This is a genomic window from Stutzerimonas stutzeri (assembly GCF_051028275.1).
Lineage (GTDB): Bacteria > Pseudomonadota > Gammaproteobacteria > Pseudomonadales > Pseudomonadaceae > Stutzerimonas > Stutzerimonas stutzeri_AS.
This window is the reverse complement of the sequence record NZ_CP069269.1, coordinates 663271-686367: the sequence shown is the minus strand read 5'-3', so window position 1 is coordinate 686367 and position 23097 is coordinate 663271. Positions and strand designations below refer to the sequence as shown.

Annotated in this window: 24 protein-coding genes and 1 pseudogene; 13 read left to right on the top strand and 12 right to left on the bottom strand. The window is 61.9% G+C overall.

Features of this window, described 5'->3' with window-relative positions; all coding sequences use genetic code 11:
• Positions 1-31 precede the first annotated feature (31 nt).
• Entirely contained in the window at positions 32-1528 is a 1497-nt protein-coding gene (locus JQR87_RS03070) for a PLP-dependent aminotransferase family protein (protein WP_407292695.1), read from the bottom strand.
• 259 nt (positions 1529-1787) lie between these two features.
• On the opposite strand from JQR87_RS03070, the gene JQR87_RS03065 reads away from it, so the two are divergent.
• The 5 genes from JQR87_RS03065 to JQR87_RS03045 all read left to right on the top strand — a co-directional run bounded on the left by JQR87_RS03065 (position 1788) and on the right by JQR87_RS03045 (position 5788).
• Positions 1788-2690, top strand: a complete 903-nt coding sequence (locus JQR87_RS03065) for a transporter substrate-binding domain-containing protein (protein ID WP_407292697.1) — start codon at positions 1788-1790, stop codon at positions 2688-2690.
• Positions 2691-2816: 126 nt separating this feature from the next.
• Positions 2817-3458 (top strand): amino acid ABC transporter permease, encoded by a 642-nt coding sequence (locus tag JQR87_RS03060; RefSeq protein ID WP_407292699.1) that lies wholly within the window; start codon positions 2817-2819, stop codon positions 3456-3458.
• 10 nt (positions 3459-3468) lie between these two features.
• Entirely contained in the window at positions 3469-4131 is a 663-nt protein-coding gene (locus JQR87_RS03055; RefSeq protein ID WP_407292701.1) for an amino acid ABC transporter permease, read from the top strand.
• The gene (locus JQR87_RS03050; protein WP_407292703.1) at positions 4124-4879 is read left to right on the top strand and encodes an amino acid ABC transporter ATP-binding protein; all 756 of its coding nucleotides are present in this window, start codon (positions 4124-4126) and stop codon (positions 4877-4879) included. The genes JQR87_RS03055 and JQR87_RS03050 overlap by 8 nt, the downstream gene beginning before the upstream one ends.
• Positions 4880-5026: 147 nt before the next feature.
• Positions 5027-5788: an SDR family oxidoreductase gene (locus JQR87_RS03045; protein ID WP_407292705.1), complete on the top strand. Its 762-nt coding sequence runs from the start codon at positions 5027-5029 to the stop codon at positions 5786-5788.
• Positions 5789-5918: 130 nt separating this feature from the next.
• Here JQR87_RS03045 and JQR87_RS03040 read toward each other — a convergent pair whose 3' ends face one another.
• The 6 genes from JQR87_RS03040 to JQR87_RS03015 all read right to left on the bottom strand — a co-directional run bounded on the left by JQR87_RS03040 (position 5919) and on the right by JQR87_RS03015 (position 11366).
• Complete coding sequence (locus JQR87_RS03040) at positions 5919-6653, bottom strand: sulfite exporter TauE/SafE family protein (RefSeq protein WP_407292707.1); 735 nt, start codon at positions 6651-6653, stop codon at positions 5919-5921.
• Positions 6654-6851: 198 nt separating this feature from the next.
• Positions 6852-7997: an ABC transporter substrate-binding protein gene (locus tag JQR87_RS03035; protein WP_407292709.1), complete on the bottom strand. Its 1146-nt coding sequence runs from the start codon at positions 7995-7997 to the stop codon at positions 6852-6854.
• Between the two features lie 23 nt (positions 7998-8020).
• The gene (locus tag JQR87_RS03030) at positions 8021-8728 is read right to left on the bottom strand and encodes an ABC transporter ATP-binding protein (RefSeq protein WP_407292711.1); all 708 of its coding nucleotides are present in this window, start codon (positions 8726-8728) and stop codon (positions 8021-8023) included.
• Positions 8715-9482 carry an ABC transporter ATP-binding protein gene (locus tag JQR87_RS03025; RefSeq protein WP_407292713.1) on the bottom strand — a complete coding sequence of 256 codons (768 nt, stop codon included), beginning with the start codon at positions 9480-9482 and terminating at the stop codon, positions 8715-8717. The genes JQR87_RS03030 and JQR87_RS03025 overlap by 14 nt, the downstream gene beginning before the upstream one ends.
• The gene (locus JQR87_RS03020) at positions 9475-10503 is read right to left on the bottom strand and encodes a branched-chain amino acid ABC transporter permease (protein ID WP_407292715.1); all 1029 of its coding nucleotides are present in this window, start codon (positions 10501-10503) and stop codon (positions 9475-9477) included. Before JQR87_RS03020 ends, JQR87_RS03025 begins: the two co-directional genes overlap by 8 nt.
• Entirely contained in the window at positions 10503-11366 is an 864-nt protein-coding gene (locus JQR87_RS03015) for a branched-chain amino acid ABC transporter permease (protein WP_407292717.1), read from the bottom strand. Before JQR87_RS03015 ends, JQR87_RS03020 begins: the two co-directional genes overlap by 1 nt.
• A gap of 489 nt (positions 11367-11855) precedes the next feature.
• Here JQR87_RS03015 and JQR87_RS03010 point away from each other — a divergent pair, with 489 nt between their 5' ends.
• The 7 genes and pseudogenes from JQR87_RS03010 to JQR87_RS02980 form a co-directional block, all read left to right on the top strand.
• The gene (locus JQR87_RS03010; protein WP_407292719.1) at positions 11856-12689 is read left to right on the top strand and encodes an urease accessory protein UreD; all 834 of its coding nucleotides are present in this window, start codon (positions 11856-11858) and stop codon (positions 12687-12689) included.
• Between the two features lie 133 nt (positions 12690-12822).
• Positions 12823-13125, top strand: a complete 303-nt coding sequence (gene ureA, locus JQR87_RS03005) for an urease subunit gamma (protein WP_407292721.1) — start codon at positions 12823-12825, stop codon at positions 13123-13125.
• A gap of 57 nt (positions 13126-13182) precedes the next feature.
• Positions 13183-13692 carry a GNAT family N-acetyltransferase gene (locus JQR87_RS03000; protein ID WP_407292723.1) on the top strand — a complete coding sequence of 170 codons (510 nt, stop codon included), beginning with the start codon at positions 13183-13185 and terminating at the stop codon, positions 13690-13692.
• Positions 13689-13994 carry an urease subunit beta gene (locus tag JQR87_RS02995; RefSeq protein WP_407292725.1) on the top strand — a complete coding sequence of 102 codons (306 nt, stop codon included), beginning with the start codon at positions 13689-13691 and terminating at the stop codon, positions 13992-13994. The genes JQR87_RS03000 and JQR87_RS02995 overlap by 4 nt, the downstream gene beginning before the upstream one ends.
• Positions 13995-14098: 104 nt before the next feature.
• Positions 14099-15799, top strand: coding sequence for an urease subunit alpha (ureC, locus tag JQR87_RS02990; protein WP_407297843.1), 1701 nt, complete (start codon positions 14099-14101; stop codon positions 15797-15799).
• 461 nt (positions 15800-16260) lie between these two features.
• Positions 16261-17733 (top strand): NCS1 family nucleobase:cation symporter-1, encoded by a 1473-nt coding sequence (locus tag JQR87_RS02985; protein ID WP_407292727.1) that lies wholly within the window; start codon positions 16261-16263, stop codon positions 17731-17733.
• Positions 17734-17912: 179 nt separating this feature from the next.
• Positions 17913-18050: pseudogene (locus JQR87_RS02980) on the top strand (ATP-binding protein); the annotation flags it as partial.
• Here the strand turns inward: JQR87_RS02980 and JQR87_RS02975 are convergent.
• Together JQR87_RS02975 and JQR87_RS02970 are read right to left on the bottom strand one after the other, a co-directional pair.
• Positions 18047-18493 (bottom strand): hemerythrin domain-containing protein, encoded by a 447-nt coding sequence (locus JQR87_RS02975; protein WP_407292729.1) that lies wholly within the window; start codon positions 18491-18493, stop codon positions 18047-18049. The pseudogene JQR87_RS02980 and the gene JQR87_RS02975 overlap by 4 nt on opposite strands.
• Before the next feature lie 96 nt (positions 18494-18589).
• Positions 18590-18856 (bottom strand): DksA/TraR family C4-type zinc finger protein, encoded by a 267-nt coding sequence (locus tag JQR87_RS02970; RefSeq protein WP_407292731.1) that lies wholly within the window; start codon positions 18854-18856, stop codon positions 18590-18592.
• A gap of 284 nt (positions 18857-19140) precedes the next feature.
• Between JQR87_RS02970 and JQR87_RS02965 the strand changes: the two genes are divergently transcribed.
• On the top strand, positions 19141-19860 hold the full coding sequence (locus tag JQR87_RS02965; protein ID WP_407292733.1) for a TorF family putative porin: 720 nt from the start codon (positions 19141-19143) through the stop codon (positions 19858-19860).
• Positions 19861-19869: 9 nt separating this feature from the next.
• Here JQR87_RS02965 and JQR87_RS02960 read toward each other — a convergent pair whose 3' ends face one another.
• From JQR87_RS02960 to JQR87_RS02950, 3 genes are all read right to left on the bottom strand, one after another.
• A complete protein-coding gene (locus JQR87_RS02960; protein ID WP_407292734.1) occupies positions 19870-21027 on the bottom strand; it encodes an MFS transporter in 1158 nt (385 codons plus the stop codon).
• Between the two features lie 59 nt (positions 21028-21086).
• Positions 21087-21950 carry an isocitrate lyase/PEP mutase family protein gene (locus JQR87_RS02955; RefSeq protein WP_407292736.1) on the bottom strand — a complete coding sequence of 288 codons (864 nt, stop codon included), beginning with the start codon at positions 21948-21950 and terminating at the stop codon, positions 21087-21089.
• Between the two features lie 94 nt (positions 21951-22044).
• Positions 22045-22917 (bottom strand): DMT family transporter, encoded by an 873-nt coding sequence (locus tag JQR87_RS02950; RefSeq protein ID WP_407292738.1) that lies wholly within the window; start codon positions 22915-22917, stop codon positions 22045-22047.
• Between the last annotated feature and the right edge of the window lie 180 nt (positions 22918-23097).

Genomic DNA, 23097 nt, shown 5'->3' with positions numbered 1-23097 from the left:
TCGTTTTACACAAAGCCGTGCCAATCGACGGCTACAACCGATCCAGCACCCGGCCGAGAACCCGTGCCCCCTCGCCGATCCGGGCTGCGTCGATGGCATGGAAGCCCATACGCATGAAATGAACCGGCGGTGCATCGCTGAAGAAAAACTGCGCGCCGGCCTCGAACAGCACGCCCTGCTGGGCTGCAGCCCAGGCCAGGCGTTGGGTGTCGATGCCCTCTGGGGCGCGTAACCAGAAAGCACTGGCGCCTGGGCTACCCATGGGTTGGCAGCCGGGCATCGCCTCTTCCAGCGCCAGGCGGAGCGTGTCGCGGCGACGCCGGTGCTCTTCACGAAAGCGTCGCAGGTGCGCGTCGTAGTGTCCCTGAGCTAGAAACTCGGCCAGCATGCGCTGGTTGTTCAGCGGCGGGTGGCGGTACATCAGTCGGCGCAGCGCGCGCAGCTCGTCGATGAGCTCGGCGTCGGCCACCAGGTAACCGATACGCAGCCCTGGCGAAAAGGCCTTCGACAGGCTGCTCATGTAGATCACCCGGCCACTGGTGTCACCGGCCTTGAGCGCCGGCTGAGCCTGATGGTCGAGGTTGAACTCGGCATCGTAATCATCTTCGATCACCACCTGGTCGTGCTGCCGGATCTGACGCAGCAGCGTGGTGCGGCGCGACGCGCTCATGGCGACACCCGTAGGCACCTGGTGGCCGGGCGTGACGTACAGGTAGCCGCAGCCGTGGAGCCGGTTGTCGACCACCAGTCCTTGTTCGTCGACCGGCTGCAGTTGCACCTCGGCGCCGCGCAGTTCGAACAGGCTCAGCGCGTCGCGAAAGCCGGGGTTCTCCATGGCCACCCGCACGCCCTTGTCCATGAGCAGCGTAGCGAGCAGATACAGTGCATTCTGCGACCCGAGGGTGACGAGGATTTCATCCGAGCGAGCCCATATCCCTCGCTTGGGTAGCACCCGGGTACGCAGCTGCTCGATGAGCATTTCGTCGTCACGGTCGAAACGGTCGTTCATCCAGCACGGTTCGCGGTCGCCGCGCAGCAACGACCGGGACACCTCGCGCCAGCGCTCCAGCGGAAAAAGCTCTCGGATCGGCTGGCCATAGACGAAAGGGTACGGGTAGCGGGTCCAGTTGCTTGGTCGCAGCACGCCGTGTTTCAGGCTGGGCTGCATCTTCAGCCGAGCGCTCCAGTCTGGTGCGCGTTCGTCCGTCAACTTCGAAGCCCCGTCGCCTTCGTGCAGCAAGGGCATGCGCGAGACCTCGGACGGCACGTCACCCGACTGGTAGTCCGGGTGCAGGTAGTACCCGCTGCGCGGCCTGCTGACCAGATAGCCATTGTCCAGCAGGCTCTCGTAGACCAGCGCAACGGTGTTGCGCGACACGGCCAGCTGCTGGGACAGCTTACGGCATGAGGGCAGCGGCTCGTCGGCCGGAAAGCCGCCGCTGAGGATCGTCGAGACCAGCGTTTCGCGCAGCTGCTCCTGCAAGCCCCTCTGCTGATCAAAGTCCAGGTGGATGTAGTGATCGATCATGGCTCGTCCCCTTGGCAGGCATCAGCACGAGGCAAAGCAAGGACTGCGCCACGGCGAGCGGGTAGCGACGCAGGGGCCAAAGGACCGGCGCCACGAGCCGCGCAGACGTGCCAGCGCTGAAGGGGATGCCCTTTCGACTGGCCAGCCGAAAACGGTCAACTGCACCTATCGTTGCGAGCGAACCGGCTCCTAAGGTGAAAGCACGCCGCCGTTCAGCGCCGCTGACAGGCATGCCTACCGTCGAACTGGAGCAAATGACATGACGCATTCAAGCAAGGATTCGGTTACCGCCAAATCGGGCAATCTGCTGCGCACCCTGACGCTGGCCGGCTGCGTGCTGTCGGCTGCGCTCGCAGCCAGCGTGCAGGCCAAGGACCTGGAGGAGGTCAAGTCGCGCGGCTACATGACCGTCGCCACCGAGGACGACTACGCACCATTCAACTATATCGTCGACGGCAAGCCGGAGGGCTTCCACAAGGCGCTTCTCGAGGACCTCAAGGCCTACGCCAAGGAGGAGGGTTTCGACGTACGCCAGGAGATCCTGCCGTGGACCGGGCTGCTCGCATCGGTGTCGTCCGGCCAATACGACGCTGCCTTCACCGGCGCGCTGGTTACAGATGACCGCCTGCGGGTGTTCGACTTCGCTCCCCCGTTCGCTTCGGCGCAGCACTTCTATGCCAAGCGCGCCGGGGACGATCGGCTCTCGGACATCGCCAGCCTATGCGGCAAGACCGTTGGCGTGCAAGCCGGCAGCGCCCTGCTCGCGCGCCTCCCTGAACTGAAGAAAATGATGGCCGCCGAAAACTGCGAAATGGGTGAGGTGGTGGAATACCAGTCCTACCCCGAGGCCTACGCCGATCTGGCCAATGGGCGGCTGGACTACGTAGTCAATGCGCTGATCTCGGTGAACGACCTGATCAAGACCCGCGGCGACACCTTCGCCAAGGGCATCGCGGTGTCTGGCGACGGCTTCGCCGCCTGGCCGGTTTCTAAGCAGAGCCCTGAGCTGTTGGAGTTCTTCACCGGATTCATGAACCACATTCGCGACAATGGCCGTCTGGCCGAACTGCAGACCAAGTGGTTCGGCGAATCCTTCCCGAACCTGCCGAAAGAGCCGATCAAGAGCGTCGAACAATTCCACTCGCTGGCCGGGATGGACTGACCCAGCCCGCTCTGGCAAGGCCGACGGACCAAACTGGCCCCGGCCTTGCTAAGACCCTTCGGGGCGTGCTCCCACCTTCATGATGCGTTGCATCGTGCCCTGCGAACTGATCAAGGATCGTCTCCCATGAACGGACAGGCCTGGTTGCTGCTGCTCGAGGGTGCCTGGACCACGCTGTGGATCTCGGGCATCGCCATAGCCATCGGCGTGGTGCTGGGACTTGGGGTCGCACTGGTGCGCATGGCTCGGATTCCCTTCGTCGACCAGGCGCTGGTGCTCTACGTGAGCCTGGCGCGTGCCACACCACTGGTCACCCTGGTGCTGTTCATCTTTCTCACCGCACCAACGCTGGGCATGGGCCTTGATCGCAACACTGCGGCGATTCTCGCAATGACGCTCAATACCGCTGCGTTCAACGCCGAGGTCTGGCGCGCCGCCTTTCTCAGCTTTTCACGCGACCAGCGCGAGGCGGCGCTGGCCTGCGGCATGACAGGGCCCACCTTCTTTCGTCGCATCATGCTGCCGCAGATGTTCACCAGCAGCCTGCCGGGGCTGGTGAACGAGATGACATTCATCATCAAAAGCAGCCCGGCAATCGCAGTGATCGGGATCGTCGACCTGACCCGTGTGACCAACCGGATCACCGCAGTTACCTACGAGCCACTGCCGCCAATACTCGCCGCAGCGCTGTTTTACATGCTGATCATAGGCGTGCTGCTTCGTGTCCAGGCGATTGCTGAACGCAAAGCCAACCGGCTGGCCATGTGAGGAGACCGACATGAGCGAATGGGCCATCATCTGGGATGCACGTCAGGCCTTTCTCGACGGATTCCTCAACACGCTGCTTCTGTTCGGCCTGTCGATTACCGTGGCCTTTGCCACGGGTTGCCTGTTCGCCTTCTGGCTGGAGCGGCGCAACCCGCTCACCTGGCTGCTGCGCGGATTCATTGACTGCATGCGCATGCTGCCCTTTCTGATCCTGGCGTACCTGCTCCACTACGGACTGCCGAGCCTCGGCATGCGACTCGACGCCTGGACCGCCGGGCTGATCGCGCTGACCGTCTATTACGCCGCGTATTTCGGCGAGGTGCTGCGCGGCGCCCGCCTGGTGCTGCCGGCGGGCCAGGTTGAAGCGGCCAAGGCGTACGGCTTCACCGGTTTCAGACTGTACCGGCGCATTGTACTGCCGCAGCTGGTGATCAAGACCCGACCGCTGATGGGCAACCTGCTCATTCTGGCGCTCAAGGACACCGCCTTTCTCACCATCATCACCGTGCGGGAGCTGACCGCCGCAGCCAATTCAGTGCAGGCCACTTACTTCATTCCGATGGAGGTGTTCGTGGTGGTCATCGCGCTCTACTGGCTTATCAGTATTTGCCTGGAACTGGCGCTCAAGTGGGCCGGCCGGTTCGGCGCCAAACGAGGATTCGAGCATGTCTGAAGTACCTGCCGTGCGCATCGAGCGCCTGTCCAAGAGCTTTGATGGCGTGGAAGTGCTGCGTGACATCCAGCTGACCGTGAACAAGGGCGAAGTGGTCAGCGTGTTGGGCTCGTCCGGTTCGGGCAAATCGACCATGCTGCGCTGCATCAATTGGCTGGAGGAGCCTGACCGCGGCAGCATCCATATCGCCGGCGAACGCATCGGTGTCGATGCCAACGGCCGCAAGATGAGCAACAAGGCGCTGGCCGCCCTGCGCGCACGCACCGGCATGGTGTTCCAGGGGTTCAACCTGTGGCCGCACTTTACCGTGCTGGAGAACATCATGGAGTCGCCGGTGCAGGTCAAAGGCATGCGCAAGGACGAAGCGCGCACGCTGGCCCTGGCGCTGCTGGAAAAGGTCGGCATGGAGAAAAAGGCCGACGCCTACCCCTACACGTTGTCAGGCGGGCAGAAGCAGCGCGTGGCCATCGCTCGCGCACTGGCGATGAGCCCCGAGGTGATGTTGTTTGACGAACCCACTTCGGCTCTCGACCCTGAGCGCGTTGGCGAGGTGCTACAGGTGATGAAGACCCTGTCTTGCGAGGGCTACACCATGATCGTGGTCACCCACGAAATGGAGTTCGCCCGCGCCGTGTCCGATCAGGTGGTGTTTCTCGAAAAAGGCCGGATCATCGAGAAGGCCGATCCGGAAACATTCTTCACCAAGCCATCGACCGAGCGGGTGCGGCGCTTTCTCGAACTGGCCTGAAGCGGCGGGCGCTCAGCCACCCTGCCGCGTATCCCCCTGACCCATACACCCTGGGCAACTGGCTGCTGCCCTAGGCAGCCAGTCGCAGTAAGCTCTCCCCGTCGGCCGCGTACGGCCCGTCTACCCGAACAGACAAGAGGATCCTGCATGAACAACGTGGTGTTTATCACGGGTGCGACATCCGGCTTCGGCCGCGCCACTGCCCGCCGCTTCGCCGAGGCTGGCTGGGCGCTGGTTCTGACCGGGCGCCGCCAGGAGCGGCTCGAAGCGTTGAAGGAAGAGCTATCGGCCAAGGTTCCGGTGCATATCGCCGCGCTCGATGTCCGCGATGCCGAGGCAGTGAAGCAGGTGATTGCCGAGCTGCCCGAGGGCTTTCGCGAGATCAGGTCGCTGATCAATAACGCCGGCCTGGCGCTCGCGCCAGAGCCCGCGCAAAAGGTGGATCTGGCCGACTGGCACACCATGATCGACACCAATGTGACCGGCCTGGTGAACGTGACCCATGCGCTGCTACCGCGCCTGATCGAGACCGGCAAGGGTTCGAGCATCATCAGCATTGGTTCGGTCGCCGGCCACTGGCCTTATCCGGGTGGCCACGTCTATGGCGCCACCAAGGCGTTCGTGGAGCAATTCAGCTACAACCTTCGCTGTGACCTCCTGGGCACTGGCGTGCGTATCACCGACATCGCCCCGGGGATGGCCGAGACCGAATTCACGCTGGTCCGTACCAAAGGCAACCAGGAGGCCTCCGACAAGCTTTACCGTGGCACCACTCCGCTGACCGCGGAGGACATTGCCGAGCAGATCTACTATGTCGCTACCTTGCCTGATCACATCAACATCAACCGGCTCGAAGTGATGCCGACGCGCCAGGCGTGGTCACCCTTCAATATCGATCGGGACCAGTAACCGGCCGCCATCGCGCCTTATCGGCTTGATGTCCCCCGACCCGACCCGCAAATCGATAAATTCGGCCCTGCAGCGAAACGCTATCGTCTGCAGGGCCGAACGTTTTCCCGCCCTGGGATGCAAACCCCGATCACACCGTTCCGCCCAGCCTCGCAAGGCTTCGCCAAAGCATGGCGCCCGAGCTCAACACCAGAATCACACCGACCACCATCCGCATCGGAAAAGGTTGCCAATAACGGTGCAGCACCTGGCCGGCCAGATTGCCGACGAGCGCCGGAACAAGTAGCGAGACGGCCAGCGTCAGGTGATCATGGCCAACGAGGCCGAAGAGCCACAACCCAAGCAGCGCACAGCTGCTGCTTGCAACAAAGAACAGGACCGCCGTGCCCCGAAGATGCGCTGCACTCAGCCCGCTGCGCAGCAGGTAGAGAATCAAGGGTGGCCCGCCTGCGGAAGCCATGGTCATCGCAAGCCCTGAAGCAAGCCCTGCAGCCAGAGCGCCGAGCTTATTCGGTCCGCCGGCCGGCACCGCGGGCGGGCGATACAACACCAGCAGCCCTCCCAACAGACACAACAGGGCGATGATGGGCGTCATCCAGGCGGCCGGTATCAAGCGCAGCAGCCACGCGCCCAGCGGCACGGCCAGCAGCATGCCGCAGATGAGGCGCGTACCAATCGGTAGATGAAAGTTGCGCAGCGCAGCCGGCCACAGCGTGATCGAGCACACCAGATCGAGCATCAGCGCCACCGGGACCACTTGCGCCGGAGGGAGGTGCGTCAGCAGCCCCAGCGCCAGCAACATCGCGAATCCGAAGCCGCTGTAACCCCGCACCAGCCCGGCTGCAAAAGCGACCCATATAAGCATTCACACCACCCTGCACATCACGACAAGACACCCTATGCCGGGCGCGGTGTGGACGACAGGGCCAGCTCGGCGCTGGCGGCAAGCCAGCGCGCAATCAGGCAAGGATTGATCGCCAAGCAAAAAACCGTGACACAGGGGTGTAGATGCCTCAGAGGGCTTATCGCTGAACGGCCCTGCAGGCCGTTCGGGACCGGAGGGCTACTCGATGTCCTTGCGGACGATTTTGCCGTCTTCTACCACCGCCATGGTGGTCGGGGTGATAAGACCGCCCTTATCGGTAATTCCCTGAATCGAATAGAGGTTGTATTTAGGATCCAGCGAGCTGATCGCCTCGGCCATCTTTGCGCGGACCTGCTGCGGCTCGGTGCTGCCAGCCAACTCCATGGCCTTGGCCAGCGCATGGAAGGCCAGGTAGTTATAGGCCGCCTCCGACCCCGGAATCTTGCCGTGGGCCTGTTTGTAGCGTTCGACAAAAGCCTTGGCCGCCTCGCCTTCGTATTCGGACAGTGGCACCACACCGATCGCGCCTTCCAGCAGATCCAGGCCGCCCGTGACGGCAGCAATTTCATCCAGCTTGGCCTGGTCCATCACGATGAAGCCGCCCTGAAAGCCCAGCTGGCGGGCCTGCTGCATGACCAGACCGGTCGGCTCCGAGGCGCCGCCGACAAACATTACGTCCGGGTTGGAAGCGATTACCCGGCTTACGCCAGTGTAGAAATCGGTCGACTTGTTGTAGTCCATGGGATTGCTGGCGACCACCTCGCCACCCTTCTCTTCCCAGGCCTTGGTCATCATGTCGGTCCAGATCTTGGCGTACTCGTGGGTCGCACCGGCGATGCCGAGCGTCTTGCCCTGATGCTTGAGCGCATAGTCGGAAAAGGCGTCGACGTATCCGGTGAACTCCGGCGGAATGCGTACCGTCAACGGATTACCCTGCTCGGTCACCGTGGGTACGCTGGTGTAAGCCATGATCAGAAAGCCATCGGCTACGTTGAAATCCTGCAGGGCGAATACGCCGCCGGTATGCGGAACGAACACAGCAGCCGCGTCTGATTCTTTCACCAGGCGCTTGGCGTTGGTGGCTGCCTGGCTGGGGGAATACTTGTCGTCCAGGCTGATGAGATTGACCTTGTAGGTCTCGTCGCCGATCTTCAAACCGCCCGCCTCGTTGGCGTCCTCGACCGCCATGCGCAGGCCGGACAGGGTGTTTTCGCCATAGAGCGCAGCGCCACCGCTGAGGGGCCCGGTGAAACCAATATTGAGCGTCTGCTCGGCATAGACGCCGCTGGCCTGGGCCGCAGTCAGGGCAGCGATCGCCAGTCCAAGTGTTTTGAGTGTTTTCATGGTGTCTCCTTGGTCATGACTGATCAGGCGCCGATGTAGGCTTTGCGAACCGCTTCATTACCCAGCATGGCCTGCTGGTCGCCTTCCATCACCAGGCTGCCGCCCTCGATGACATAGGCTCGATGGGCGATTTTCAGCGCCGCGAACGCATTCTGTTCGGCCAGCAGCACGCTGGTTCCGGATGTGTTGATGCGGGATATCACCTCGAACATCTGGTTGACCACCAGCGGCGCAAGCCCCAGGGAGGGTTCGTCGAGCATCAGCAATCGAGGACGACTCATCAGGGCGCGCCCAATGGCCACCATCTGCTGTTGGCCACCGCTCAGTGAGCCGGCCGGCTGATTGCGCTTGTCGTGGAGGATAGGGAACATATCGAGCACTTCCTGCAGGTTGCGCCTGTTGCCCTCCCCGTCACGCCGATGCAGATAGGCACCGAGCGCCAGGTTCTGCGACACCGACATCTGGGGGAACAGCTTGCGCCCTTCTGGGCAGTGCACCACGCCTGTGGCGACCAATGCTGACGGCTTGAGCCCGTCGATGCGCTTGCCCTCCAGCGTGATACTGCCGACGGTCGGCTTGAGCAGCCCGCTGACGGTATTGAACAAGGTGGTCTTGCCCGCGCCGTTAGCCCCAAGCAGCACCACCAGCTCGCCAGCACCGACCGTCATCGAAACCTGGGTCAGCGCCTTGAAACTGCCGTAGCAGACATCGACACGATCAAGCTGCAGCATCGTAGTCGCTCCCCAGGTAGGCCTCGATGACGGCAGGGTTCGCCTTGATTTCGGCAGGCGTGCCTTCGGCGATCTTCTCGCCGTAGTTGAGCACCATGATCTTGTCCGCCAGGCCCATGATCATGTCCATCTTGTGCTCGATCAGGCACACGGTCAGGCCATGCTCGGGCATCTTGCGGATCAACTGGGCCAGGCCTTCGGTCTCCTCCGGATTGACGCCTGCGGCCGGCTCGTCGAGCAACACCAGCTTAGGTTCGGTTGTCAGCGCCAGGGCAAACGCGACGCGCTTGCGTTCCTCCTGTGAGATATCCAGCACCACGCGATTTTCCAGGTGCGCCAGGCCAACGAAATCCAACGCGGCGCGGGCCTTCTCGCGGCACTCGCGCTCCTCCTGCTGCAGGCGCTTGGAGTTGATCAGCACATCCCAAAGACCCGATCGGGTCCGCAAGCGGTGGCCGACGATGAGGTTGTCCAACACGGTGGCCTGCTCGAACAGGTGCGTGGTCTGGAACGTGCGACCGACGCCGAGCCGTGCCACGCGGTCGCAGCGCATCCGCGATACGTCGTGACCATCGATCAGGATGCGCCCTGAACTAGGCTTGTGCACCCCGGAAATCAGGTTGAAGAAGGTGCTCTTGCCGGCACCGTTGGGACCGATGATGGCGTTGATCTTGCGCGCCTCGAACTCGATGCTGACATCGTGCACCGCCGCCAGGCCGCCGAACATCTTGGTCAGGTTTTCGACCTTAAGCATTGTTGTTCACCTCGTTGCCTGGGCTGACTTTAGTGGCGGCACGCGGCTCGTGGGCCCGCGCTGCCTCGGTGTCCTTGCGCAGCTTCCAGCCTAGGAAGGTGCCGATGACCCCGCGCGGCATAAAGATCACCAGCACCACGATCAGTGGTCCGAAGATGATCATCCGGTAGTCCTCGAGGAACTGCAGTGATTGGGTGATCCAGACGATCCCGACAGTGCCAGCCAGCGGCCCGAATAGGGTGCCGAAGCCGCCCACCAGCAGGTAGGTGATCATGTCGAAGGTGTGGTTGGGGTTGGCCTCCTCCGGGCCGATGAAGCGAATCATCGATGCATAAAGCCCGCCGGCGACGCCGGCATAGCTGGTCGAGAGGACGAAGGCCAGCAGCTTGTTGCGCATCAGGTCGATGCCCAGCGATTGGGCCAGCGCATCGCCGTTGCGGATCGCCATGAAGGTGCGTCCCAGCAGCGAGCGCGCCAGGCGACCGGCAAACCAGATCGCCAGCAACAGAAACAGCAGCGCAAGGTAGTAGAACGGCACCGTCTGGCTGAAATCCACCAGCCCGAAGCCATCCGGCGCCGCAATACCGCGAATACCGATGGCACCGTGAGTCAGCGCTTCCCACTTGTCGATCAGCAGATAGATGATGAAGCCGACGCACAGCGTGAAGATGGCGAAGAAGTGCTCCTTCAACCTCAGCGAGACGATGCCCACCAGCGCTCCGACGGCGGCCGAGACCAGCGCCGCCGCCAGAAACGCGGGCCAGAAATTCCAACCGTGATCGGCGGTGAGAATGGCCAGGGTATAGGCACCAATGGCAAAGAAGCCGCCATGCGCCAGGTTCAGCTGGCCACAGTAGCCCGTGATGATATTCAGGCCGTACACCGCGATAGCCCAGATGAACGCACTGGCCATCACGTAGACCTGGTATTCGCTTCTGGCGAACAACGGAAACGCCAAGGCGAAGGCCAGTACAACCAGCTTGCAGCCGCGCCCAGTCAGGAAAGAGGCGAGAGAATGCATCAGTGGGCCCCCTTGGCGAACAGCCCGGTCGGGCGCAACGATAGAATCACCACCAGCAGCGAGAAGGCGATGATGTCCTTGTAATCGGAGGACAGGTAGAAGCCGCCGAAGCTCTCCGCGAAGCCGAGGATCATTGCCCCGATGATCGCGCCGGGAATGCTGCCCATGCCGCCGAGCACGATGATCACGAAGGCCTTCATGATCACCAGGTGCCCCATCGCCGGGTACACCAGGTTGATCGGCGCATACAGGGTGGCGGCGAATGCGGCGAGCATGCCGGAAATGGCGAAGGTCAGCATTGCCACGCGGTTGGCGTCGATGCCGACGAGAAAAGCACCTTCCCGGCTTTGCGCCATGGCGATGATGGTTGAACCAAGCATCGTTTTGCGCAGAAACAGGTGCAGCGCCAGCATCAGCGTAAAGGCACCAACGATGATCAGCAGTCGCTGCTCAGGGATGATCAACCCGTCGAAATTGAGGATGCCACCGTAGGGCGAGGCCATGCGACGGAAGTCTGAGCCCCAGAGCATCTGCACCACCGCCTCGAGAAACAGCAGGATGCCGATCGCTGCAATCTTGTCGTGAATCGGAGGCGCATTGCGCAACGGATGGAAAACCAGCCGTTCCGACAGCACCGCCAGCACCGCCACCACCACACCGGACGCAAGCATGGCGATCCAGTAATGCAGGCCCATGTCGGTCATGAAGAAGTAGGACGCGAAGGCGCCGACCATGTAAAGCGCGCCATGGGCGAAGTTGGGAATGTGCAGGATGCCGTAGACGAGCGTCAGGCCAAGGGCGACCAGCCCGTAGATGCTGCCCAGTGTCAGCCCGTTGAGCACTTGCTGAAACAGTAGATTCAATGCGGCGTCTCCGTGGATCTTGTTGTTATGGGGTGCCACCGAGCGATCACCGACTGCTGCAGCCTAGTCGGTCGGAATCTCGACGGCCGCCGGCGCATCGGAACTCTTCGCCTGATTGACATTGGCACTCGCTTGCACCCTCGTCAAACCAGCAGCTCGGAAGAGATAAAGGGCCATAAAGCAGCGTGATGCTGGCAACAATCTGTTTCAGTGACCGTCCGGTCGACCCGAGTGGGCCTCAACGCATCGGTAATGAGATCAAGCGAAGCGCGCCGCAGCGAGCCGGGCTTTGGGTGCACCAAACCGGGTCACACAGAACACCAGAACCCTCGAGCGCACCATCCAAGTGCATAAAAGCTGGACACCCAGCCCACTCAAACCGGCCCTCCAAGCACCTGCTAGCCTGCAAGCCCTACCCAGCGCACCGCCTTGGCGCGAAAGGCATGACATTTGCTCGACTCAGTCATCACTCTTTCCGATCTCCGGCTAATGACTGCTCTGACGCCCTTGTTCACGCCACACTGGAATGCCGAACTCGAACTGGCCTACGCCCGCTTCGATGAATCGACACGACCGGTGTTGCGCCGTCACAGCGGTCCCCTGAGGGTGCAAAAGCACCTCTATCCCGAGGGGCCGGAGGTCTGTCAGCACATCATCGTGCACCCGCCGGGCGGGATTGCTGGCGGAGATCGACTGGACATCAGCGCCGCTGTCGGCAACGGCGCTTGGGCACAGCTGACCAGCCCTGGCGCGGCGAAGTGGTATCGCGCTGCCGGCCCGGCTTTCCAGAATGTGCTATTGCGCGTCGAGGCCGGCGCGACGCTGGAATGGCTGCCGCAGGAAACAATCGTCTACTCGGCGGCGCAGGCCGAGCTCACCACGGCCATCGAGTTGGAAGGCGATGCGCGGCTGTTTTACTGGGACATCATCGCGCTGGGGCGGCCGGCCAGTGGTGAGCGCTTCGACGCAGGTCACTTCCAGGCACAGCTGAACATTAGCCGCGAGGGTGAACTGCTCTGGCACGAACGCCAGCGTGTGGTTGGCAACGATGGATTGCTGGATTCGCCGATCGGCCTCGATGGTAAGCCGGTGTTCGCCACGTTGGTCGTCAGCGGAGAGATTGATCCCGAGTTACTGGAGCGCTGTCGAGAGTGGCCAGGCCAGGTACAGGGAGACCTCACGCAACTTCCCGGTTTACTGATCGGTCGATGCCTGGCCAGCGAGGCGTTGCACGCGCGGGCGTGGCTGATCGCGATGTGGCGCCTGTTGCGTCCCCAGTTATTGGGCCGCGCGGCAGTACCGCCGAGAATCTGGAGTACATGAACAACGTTGGGTAAGGCTTTACCGTACCCATTTACGCTGGTGCGCCTCGGGCGCGCCCCTGACTTCGCTGCGTGGTTTCGACCACCAGCCGGTGGATGCGAGAAGCGATATCCACCCTACGATTGGAGCCGTTATGGATTTGTCGCCAAGAGAAAAAGACAAGATGCTGATCTTCACCGCAGGGCTGGTGGCTGAGCGTCGCCTCGCCCGCGGATTGAAGCTCAACTATCCGGAGGCCATGGCGTTCATATCCGCCGCGCTGCTCGAAGGTGCCCGCGACGGCCAGACGGTCGCCGAGCTGATGCACTACGGCACGACGCTGCTGGCTCGTGACCAGGTCATGGAAGGCGTGCCGGAGATGATTCCCGAGATCCAGGTCGAGGCGACCTTTCCGGACGGCACCAAGCTCGTCACCGTGCACCAACCTATTCCCTGAAATGCGGGTCAATGTCTACTGCGCAAGACTTTCGAACCGTTACTGAAGGATATGAACGTGCAGATACGTGACGCCCTGGACGCCGACCTCGAAGGCATCCTGCTGATCTACAACGACGCGGTGCAGAACAGCACCGCAATCTGGAACGACCGCGTCGTCGACCTCGATAACCGTCGGGCCTGGCTGGCCGAGCGCCACGAACAACAGTATCCGGTCCTGGTAGCGATCGACGATCAGGGGCAGGTGGCCGGCTACGCCTCCTTTGGCCCCTGGCGACCTCATGACGGCTTTCGACATACCGTGGAGAACTCGGTCTACGTCAGTCCCGACCACCGTGGCAGCGGCATCGGCCGTAGCCTGATGCAAGCACTGATCGGACGTGCGCGCCAGTTGGAAAAGCACGTGATGATTGCCTTTATCGAAAGCGAGAACCGCGCTTCGATCCACATGCACCAGCAGCTCGGTTTCATCCATGTCGGCCAGATGCGCCAGGTTGGCTGCAAGTTTGGCCGCTGGTTGGACCTCACCATGATGCAACTGACCTTGAACAGGACGTCCCAGCCATGATCCCCGGCGAATACCAGATCCAGAACGGCGAGATCGAGCTCAACGCCGGTCGCCGCACCCTGACCCTCAGCGTGGCCAACAGTGGTGATCGGCCGATTCAGGTCGGCTCGCACTATCATTTTTTCGAGACCAACGATGCCCTCGCCTTCGACCGCGACGCCACGCGTGGCATGCGCCTGAACATTCCCGCCGGCACTGCGGTGCGCTTCGAGCCGGGCCAGAGCCGCGAGGTGGAGCTGGTCGAGCTGGCCGGTGATCGACGCGTGTTCGGATTTGCCGGGCGGGTAATGGGCGCGCTCTAGAGGCGCACGCTTTTCGGAGGGTGGAAACGCCGGTGGCTTTCCACCACCCAGATTGCCGGTGGACAAGCTTCGCGTTGTCCACCCTACGGACAGGATCAGATTCGATGAAGATTTCCCGCCAAGCTTATGCCGACATGTTCGGCCCTACCGTCGGCGACAAGGTGCGCCTGGCCGATACCGACCTGTGGATAGAGGTTGAAAAAGACTTCACCACCTATGGCGAGGAGGTGAAGTTCGGTGGCGGTAAGGTGATCCGCGACGGCATGGGACAGGGACAACTGTGCGCTGCCGATGTGGTGGACACCCTGATCACCAACGCGCTGATCCTCGACCACTGGGGCATCGTCAAGGCCGACGTGGGCCTGAAGGACGGCCGCATCGCCGCGATCGGCAAGGCCGGCAACCCGGACATTCAGCCCGATGTGACCATCGCCATAGGTGCCGCAACGGAAGTCATCGCCGGCGAAGGCATGATCCTCACCGCCGGCGGCATCGACTCGCACATCCACTTCATCTGCCCGCAGCAGATCGAAGAAGCGTTGATGAGCGGCGTCACCACCATGATCGGTGGCGGCACCGGGCCGGCCACCGGCACCAACGCCACCACGGTAACCCCCGGCCCTTGGCACATGGCGATGATGCTCCAGGCCGCTGACGCCTTCCCGATGAACATCGGCTTCACCGGCAAGGGCAATGCCTCGCTGCCCGGCCCACTGATCGAGCAGATCAAGGCCGGGGCCATCGGCCTCAAGCTACACGAGGATTGGGGCACCACGCCTGCCGCTATCGACAACTGCCTGAGCGTGGCGGACCAGTATGACGTGCAGGTGGCGATCCACACCGACACGTTGAACGAGTCCGGCTTCGTCGAGACGACGCTTGGCGCGTTCAAGGGCCGCACCATCCACACCTACCACACTGAAGGCGCCGGTGGCGGCCATGCGCCGGACATTATCAAGGCCTGCGGCTTCCCCAACGTACTGCCCAGCTCGACCAACCCGACCCGGCCGTTCACCCGCAACACCATCGACGAGCACCTGGACATGCTCATGGTCTGCCACCACCTCGACCCGAGCATCGCCGAGGACGTGGCATTCGCCGAGAGTCGTATCCGCCGCGAGACCATCGCCGCCGAGGATATCCTCCACGACCTCGGTGCGTTCTCCATGATCAGCTCCGACAGCCAGGCCATGGGCCGCGTCGGCGAGGTGATCACCCGCACCTGGCAAACCGCCGACAAGATGAAGAAGCAGCGCGGCGGCCTGCCTGGTGATGGGCCGAGCAACGACAACTTCCGCGCCAAGCGCTACATCGCCAAATACACGATCAACCCGGCCATTACCCATGGTGTGAGCCACGAAGTGGGTTCGATCGAAGTGGGCAAGTGGGCCGACCTGGTGCTCTGGCGCCCGGCATTCTTTGGTGTCAAACCGACCCTTATCCTCAAGGGCGGCGCTATCGCTGCCAGTTTGATGGGCGACGCCAATGCCTCGATTCCAACGCCGCAGCCGGTGCACTATCGGCCGATGTTCGCCAGCTACGGTGGTTCAGTGCATGCATCGAGCTTCACCTTCATCAGCCAGGCCGCTTTTGAAGCCGGCGTTCCCGAGCAGTTGGGGCTGAAAAAAAGAATCGGCGTGGTGAAGGGTTGCCGTTCGGTGCAGAAGAAAGACCTCATCCATAACGACTACACGCCGGACATCGAGGTCGACCCGCAGAATTACCAAGTCCGCGCAGATGGCCAGCTGCTCTGGTGCGAACCGGCCGACGTGCTGCCCATGGCACAACGGTACTTCCTGTTCTGACCTAGACGGCTCAGTGAAAGGCGGCCATGGCCGCCTTTTTTGTGCACACCGGGAGTGGTGTGCACGTGAAAGGCGGCCATGGCCGCCTTTTTTGTGCGCACCGGGAGTGGCGTGCACGCTCAGGGTGCAAAAACGGTCCTCAAGAGTATCCCTGTCCAGACGCTGACCGACTCGCACCTGGCATCAAAGCGGAGCGGCGGGCCGATTGGGTCTTTTAAATGCGCAACGGAACGGTAAACCGCTCTGAGTGAGCGGTTTCAGGGATGAGCCGCAAAAAGTGCATAACAAAAAACAGGTTTATGTATACAAAATCCATCACTTCTGGATTTAGGTTCTAAGCTCTACTTTAGGCTTTAGACCTTTTAAGGATGGTCTGGAGGCTCTAATTCGCGGACTCTGCCCTACGCGGAACAGGAACTGCATACAAAAACCGACAATAGTCATGCACAGAGCGCCCACCTATGAATCACGACGATTACCAGATAAAGCAGATCGACCCCACGCTTTACAACGAGGACCTCGCCCCGCTCGCTCCGGCCAAGCGCAAATGGGGGTGGTTCGAGATCTTCAACGTCTGGTCCAACGACATCCAGAGTTTGTTCGGCTACACCTTGGCCGCAACGCTGTTCATCAGTTACGGCCTCAACGGCTGGGCAGTGCTTGCGGGCATCGTGCTCGCTGGCTTTATTGTGATGGGGCTGGTGCAGCTGACCGGCAAACCCAGCGTCAAGTACGGTATCCCCTTCCCGGTCATGGCGCGCGCCAGCATGGGCGTGCGCGGCGCTAATTTCCCGGCGGTGGTACGCGGCATCGTGGCGGTCTTCTGGTACGGCGTGCAGACGTACTTTGCCTCGACAGCCGTCGCCTTGCTGATCCGCACACTGGCGGGCCCGGGCTCGGAAGCCACGCTGCTGGGACTGACCTTCGTGGACTGGATCGCCTATGTGATGGTCTGCATTTTCCAGGTCGCTCTGTTCGTCCGCGGCGTGGACTGGGTGACGCGCTTCCTCAACTGGGCTGGGCCACTGGTCTACGTCGTGATGATCGCGATGATGATCGCTATCTGCTACAAGGCTGGCCCCGGCCTCGCCGGCGCGCTGGGTACGATATTCAGTGGCACGGGCAGCTACGCTGGCGGGCCAATCGCGGCCTTCGCCGCAGTGGTCGGCACCATGGTCGCCTACTTCGCGGCGGTAGTGATCAACTACGGCGACTTCGCCCGTTTCGTAAAGAATGAGCGGCAAATGCGTATAGGCAACTTCCTCGGTTTGCCGGTGAGCCTGGCGTTTTTCTCGCTGATCGCCCTGGTGATCACCGCCGGAACCGTGGTGGTATTCGGCGAGACGCTGACCAACCCAACCGATATTGTGTCGCGCATCGACAACGTCGGCCTGACCTTGATCGCCGCGGTTACCTTCTTCGCCGCCACCGTAGGCATCAATCTGGTCGCTAACTTCATCCCCCCGGCCTATGACATCGCCAACCTGGCTCCGTCGCGTATCAGCGCACGCACCGGTGGCTACATCACCGCAGCGATTGCTTTTTTCATCGGTGCGCTATGGGTGTCGTTTATCAGTGCAGTGGGCATCGCCGCGTTCGTCGATACACTCGGCGCGGTACTGGCGCCGCTGTATGGCATCATCGTGGCCGATTACTACCTGGTGCGCCGCCAGCGGCTGGATATACAACAGCTGTTCTCGGCGGAGGCCAACTCGGCTTACTATTTCAACGCCGGCTGGAATCGAAAGGCGATCATCGCCTTTGGCATCAGTTCAGTATTCTCAGTGGCCTCGGTCTGGATGCCCGGACTGGAAAGTCTCTCCGGTTTCGCCTGGCTACTGGGAGCGCTCTTCGGTGCAGTGGTGCATTACCTGCTGATGCGCAAGCAGATCTTACCGGCCGGTGCGACGCCGCCCCTGACCACCCGGGCGTGAGCCGCTGAACCGAGTCGAGCCGGCTGACAGTCGGCTCGACGACCGGCCAGTAATAGAGTGCACACCCATCATCACGCGCGCCATGACGCCCAGCATGAATCGATCTAGATCCGACGACATCTCGGCCGTCAGCCGCGTAAACACCGTGCCGGCGATAGTGGCGAGAGGCGCTGAACACGCAGTCCGGACTTGGGCTCGGCCTCTATATCGCCAATGAAATTGCCGTTTCGCACGGAGGCAGCATGCAGGTATCGTCTACCGCCGAGGCCGGCACCACTTTTACCTTCAGCATGCCGACCGGTGCTTCGCTCGTTTAAGCGTGCTCGGCCTTCATCAGGTCGTAGGCACCCAGGTACGCGCCGGCGAGCTGGGTCTTCTGCCGGTCGCTGAGCAACTTACCCGCCATCTGGAAGAACCTATGCTCTTCCTCCTCCAGGTGATGGTGAATTTTTTCCGATAGCTTGCGGGCCTGAGCGAGCCAGCCGGGGCTGCTGGGATCGGTCTCTTCAAGCGTCTCGACCAGTTCGTCCATTTCATGGTGCTCGGCGATGGCATGACGGGACAGGTCGACACCCTTGTCGTCATGCATCAGCGGGATATAGAAGTGCCGCTCTTCGGCCACCGAGTGAACCCAAAGCTCGTGCTTGAGCTGGGCGAACAGGGCCTGGCACTCCGAGCTACCGCCGCGGGTCTGGACCAGGCGCTCGGACAGTTCACGCTGGATATCGTGGCTCAGGCGCAGTGCTTCGAAAATCTTCATGACGGCCTTTCCTCTTCCTTGGAATGATGGGCGATGCGCGTCTGACAGGCAGTTACGCAGCAAGTGCCTCCGCACCGGTGGCTTTTGTCATGTAGCTCAGCGCAGCTGACTGTCCTTACTGCCGCGGCGGTTGTAGCCGCTGAACTTTGCTTCGTGCTTATCCAGTTCGGTCTGGCATTTAACACACAGGCGCACACCCGGTACGGCCTGACGCCGTGCCTCGGGGATCTTCGCGTCACACTCCTCGCAACGCACCAGGCTTTCACCTCGCCCGAGTCGGCTGCGGGCGCGTTGCACCGCATCTTCGATGGTGCTGTCGATCTGCTCCTGAACTGCCCCTTCGTTTGCCCAACCCGTAGCCATCGCGACCTCCCTAAGACCAGGGCTCAACTCTGTCCGTCGTTAGAACACCAGCCCCGGGGCACCGTTCAATCCTGGGTCCGCTGCTGCATGCTCACTTAACGTCAACTCGACAGCGCCACCCGTCGATTCGCTGGCGCCAAAACGACGAGCGGATCTCAGCGGCGGAATACATTGTCTATCCTTCCAGCCGATTAATTATCAGCCGAACCGAACGCTTCGCAGACGCTTGGCCTGACCGCGGTCGCCCTGCGACCTTCTGTAAACACACCCCAAGGGATGCGGTGATGAACACGAAGATCCTGACGGCGCTGATCCTTGGCCTGGGCGGATGCGCCAGCCAGCCGGAAGTCGTCGAGCGTGAGGTGGGCCAGTTCGATCTACGGCTCGGTACGGCGCCTACCCGCAGCATGGCCCAAGGGCTGGTCAACCCAGCGACCGCCAGTACCTTTCGCGGCGGATTGGACCTCACCCACGAGAGCGGCTGGTATGTTGGCCAGTGGGCGCCGAGCATGGGCATCATCGAGGGTAACCAGCTGGAGGTGGACAGCTATATCGGTTACGTCCAGCACCACTTCGATCAGGCACCAGGCTACGAGCTGGGTGTGATCCGCTACAGCTTTCCGGAGCTGGAGGGTGCGGATCGTCACGAATACTACGCAGGCTTCAATCTGGCTGGCAGTCGCCTTGGTGGCGCACTGAGCAGCCGGCCAGGGCGCACCGACAGCACCTTGTTATTGGAGATTGCCGGAGTCAGTCCATTCGCTGTGGACCTGCGCCTGAAATACGCCAGCCACTCGATGGACAGCCCAATGTATCACCCTGGCGGCAGTGTCGAGGTTTTCAACGACTGGTCACTGAACCTGTCGCGCCCCTGGCTGGGTGTACGCCTGGACCTGTCCTACACCGACTCCAACCTTCGCGGGCGCGAGTGCGGTGTCTACTCAGGGCAGAACGCCTATTGCGAGGGCTACTTCATGTTCAAGGCCGAGCGTTCGCTGTTCTAGCCAATAAGATCAGCCGTGCTTGAAGCGCATCCGCGCATGCCATACGGCGATGAGAAAAGCAGTGGCGGCAAAGCCATAGAGCAGACCGAGGTTGCCCTCCTGGTACAGCCAGGAGCCGAGTACCGGCCCGGTAGCCATGCCCATGAAGCGGAAGAAGTTGTAGCTGCCAACGGCGGTGGCGCGGTTGTCTGGATAAAGGTCCATGAGCAGGCTGGTCTGGACCGGCAACGAAAGGCCGAGAAACAGCCCGAACGCACTGACCGCCACCACCAGCGCGACCAGCGACCAATGCGCAACCGCAAGAAATAGCAGCAGACCAAGGGCGTTGAATGCCGCTGTGGTCACCAGCACCGGGCGTGGACGCCAGCGCCCCAACAGCCTTCCACCGGCGAAACTGCCGATGACGACAGCTATCGACAGCGGCAAGAAAACCAAGCCTTTCTCGCTCGCACTCAGCCCATAGCGGGCATCAAGCACGCGCGGCATGAACACAAGGTAGTTGTAGAACGCGTAGTACTGAACGAAGCTCAGGATCATGATCGCCAGCCCCTGGCGATTGCGCACGACGTCCAGATACTCCCTGGGGTGAAAGGCGCGCGGCGTACTCGCTGCTGGACGGGTTTCCTGAAGCCAGATGAAGTTGCTTAGCAACGCCACGCCACCGACCACGGCGAGGAGCAGGAACACATAATGAAAGTCGACGTGCTCGCCAATGAAGCCGCCGACCACAGGGCCGACCACCGGCCCCAGCGCCACCATCATCTGAAACGAGCCCATCGCCCGACCACGCTCGGCCCCTTCGAACCGGTCGCCGATCACCGTCACCGCCACCACCGCACCCGCTGCGATACCCACCGCCTGCAGCGCACGGAACACCAGTAGCGTCTCAATGCTCGGTGCAAGGAAACAACCGATGGAAGCGCCGATATAGCACGCCAGACCGAGCAGCAGGGTGCGTCTGCGGCCGCTGCGATCCACCAGCGGTCCGTAGACGATCTGCATGAACGCCAGGACGAAGGTGAAGATCGAAATGCTGAGGTTGATCAGCAGCGGCGTCGTCTGCAGCGCCTCGCCCAGCTCCGGCAGGATCGGGGCGTAGACGGTCTGCGTGAAAGGCCCGAGAAAGGCGGCGAATGCCACCATGAAGGTCAACAGGCGTGGGCTCATCGGTTCTCCGCTCGGTCAGAAAGACACGTCCGGCAGCGCAGGCTGCCGGACGCAACCGGTCACTCCTTGACCTGCATGTATTCCTCGGCCCAGACCATGTACTCCTCGGCGGTCGAGTATTTGACCGATAGCTGTGAGGCGTTGAGGTCCGACGCATCGATCTGACGCTGCTCGCGCAGGCAGTCGTAGGTCGCTTTGATGGCGGCAAAATAGGCAGCGTGACCGTTGACCACGATGCGTACGCCAAGCGCCGCCAGCCGGGCGTTATCACGCAATTTGGGGTTGCCATAGGTCACCAGCATCAGCGGCACGCTGAGCTTCTCCGCGACCTGCTCCAGTTGCTCGAAATCCTCGATGCCGACCAGGCAGATCGCATCGGCGCCGGCCGCCTCGTAGGCCTGCACGCGAGCAATCACCTCTTCCAGGCCAATCACTCCCGCGTTCGTCCGGGCGATGATCGAGAGTTCCGGATCGATGCGGGCCTCGAGCGCCGCACGAATCTTGCCGACCGCTTCGAACATGCCGATCAGGTCAGTGGATTTGCGCCCGAATTTCGCGGGCAGCAGGGTATCTTCGATCGTCAGCGCGGCGATACCGGCGCGTTCCAGCTCGACGACTGTGCGCATCACGTTGAGCGCGTTTCCATAGCCGTGGTCGGCGTCGGCGATGATCGGCAGGCGGGTCACGCGGCCAATACGAATCGCCTGTTCGACGAATTCGCTCAGTGTGATCAGGGCAAAGTCAGGGGCTGCCAGTACCTGCAGCGAGGCGACCGAGCCACCGAGGATGCCCACTTCAAACTCCAGGTCGGCGGCGATACGCGCCGACATCGGGTCAAACACCGAAGCGGTGTGATAACAGCGATCGGAGGCCAGCAGCCGGCGGAATTCGTTACGCAGGGTGTGATGAGAGATACGTTGCATGTAGGTTCCTGATGGATCGCACGCAAGGGTCGAATCGCCCTTGTAGGTTCAGTGTTGGTAACGGTACGGACGGCCAACGGCACGTCGTGGTGTTTCAAAGTGGCGGGCGCGGTTGTCGCCCCTGCACATACGCCATGACCAACCCACTGGCAATGATGATGGCCATGCCGACGATGGCGCCAAGATCCGGCGTGTGTCCAAAGGCAATCAGGCCCACCACTCCGGCAAAGATGATCTGCGAATAGGTGAACGGGGCCAGCGCGGCGGCGCTGGCGAATCGAAACGCATTGGTCAGCAGCAGATGACCGCTCATGGCCATGGCCCCGAGCCCGGCCATCATCAGCGCGTCATGCAGCGTCGGCGTCTGCCAGTTGAAGAAGACCAGCACGCTCATGACCAGACTGCCGACCACGCTGGTGATGAAATTACTGGTGACAGGATGATCCGTCGCACTGAGTCGTCGGGTGATCAACTGGTACAGTGTAAAGCTCAGCGCCGCGCCGAGTGGCAACAAAATCGCTGGCGTGAACAAGGCGCCACCCGGCCGCACGATGATCATCACGCCGACCAGTCCACAGCCGACCGCCAGCCATTGAGCACGGCTGACCGTCTCGCCAAGCAAGGCGGACGCGATGGTGACGAGCAATGGGGTCAGGAAGATGACTGCGGTCGCTTCGGCCAGCGGGATGTAGCTCAGGCCGCTGATGAACAGCATGCTGACGCTCACCAGACTCAGGCCCCGGCAGATCTGCAACTTCGGCCGCAGGGTACGAAAGACGCGATGCCCCATGCGTGGCGTGAACAAGACGAGCATAAGCGCCGTTTGTGCCATGTAGCGCGCCCATATGACCAGGAACACGGGATAGAGCTGCGTCAGATACTTCGACAACCCGTCATGACTGGCGAGCGTCAGACAGGAAACCAGGATCAGCGACACGCCGAGCAGGGGCCGATGCGAGTTATTCAATTGAGAAACCGCGGCAATAGGTAGCAACCTAAGAATTATGCCTGCTTATCATTGATTCGTCAGTGATGACGTTAGCCAAACCGACCAGACGAGGCGCAATCAATGACCGAGTACGTCGGTCGACGTCGTGATTGCTGCATACGCCGGCGACTCGATTCACGGCGCTGTCATCCCGTCAGG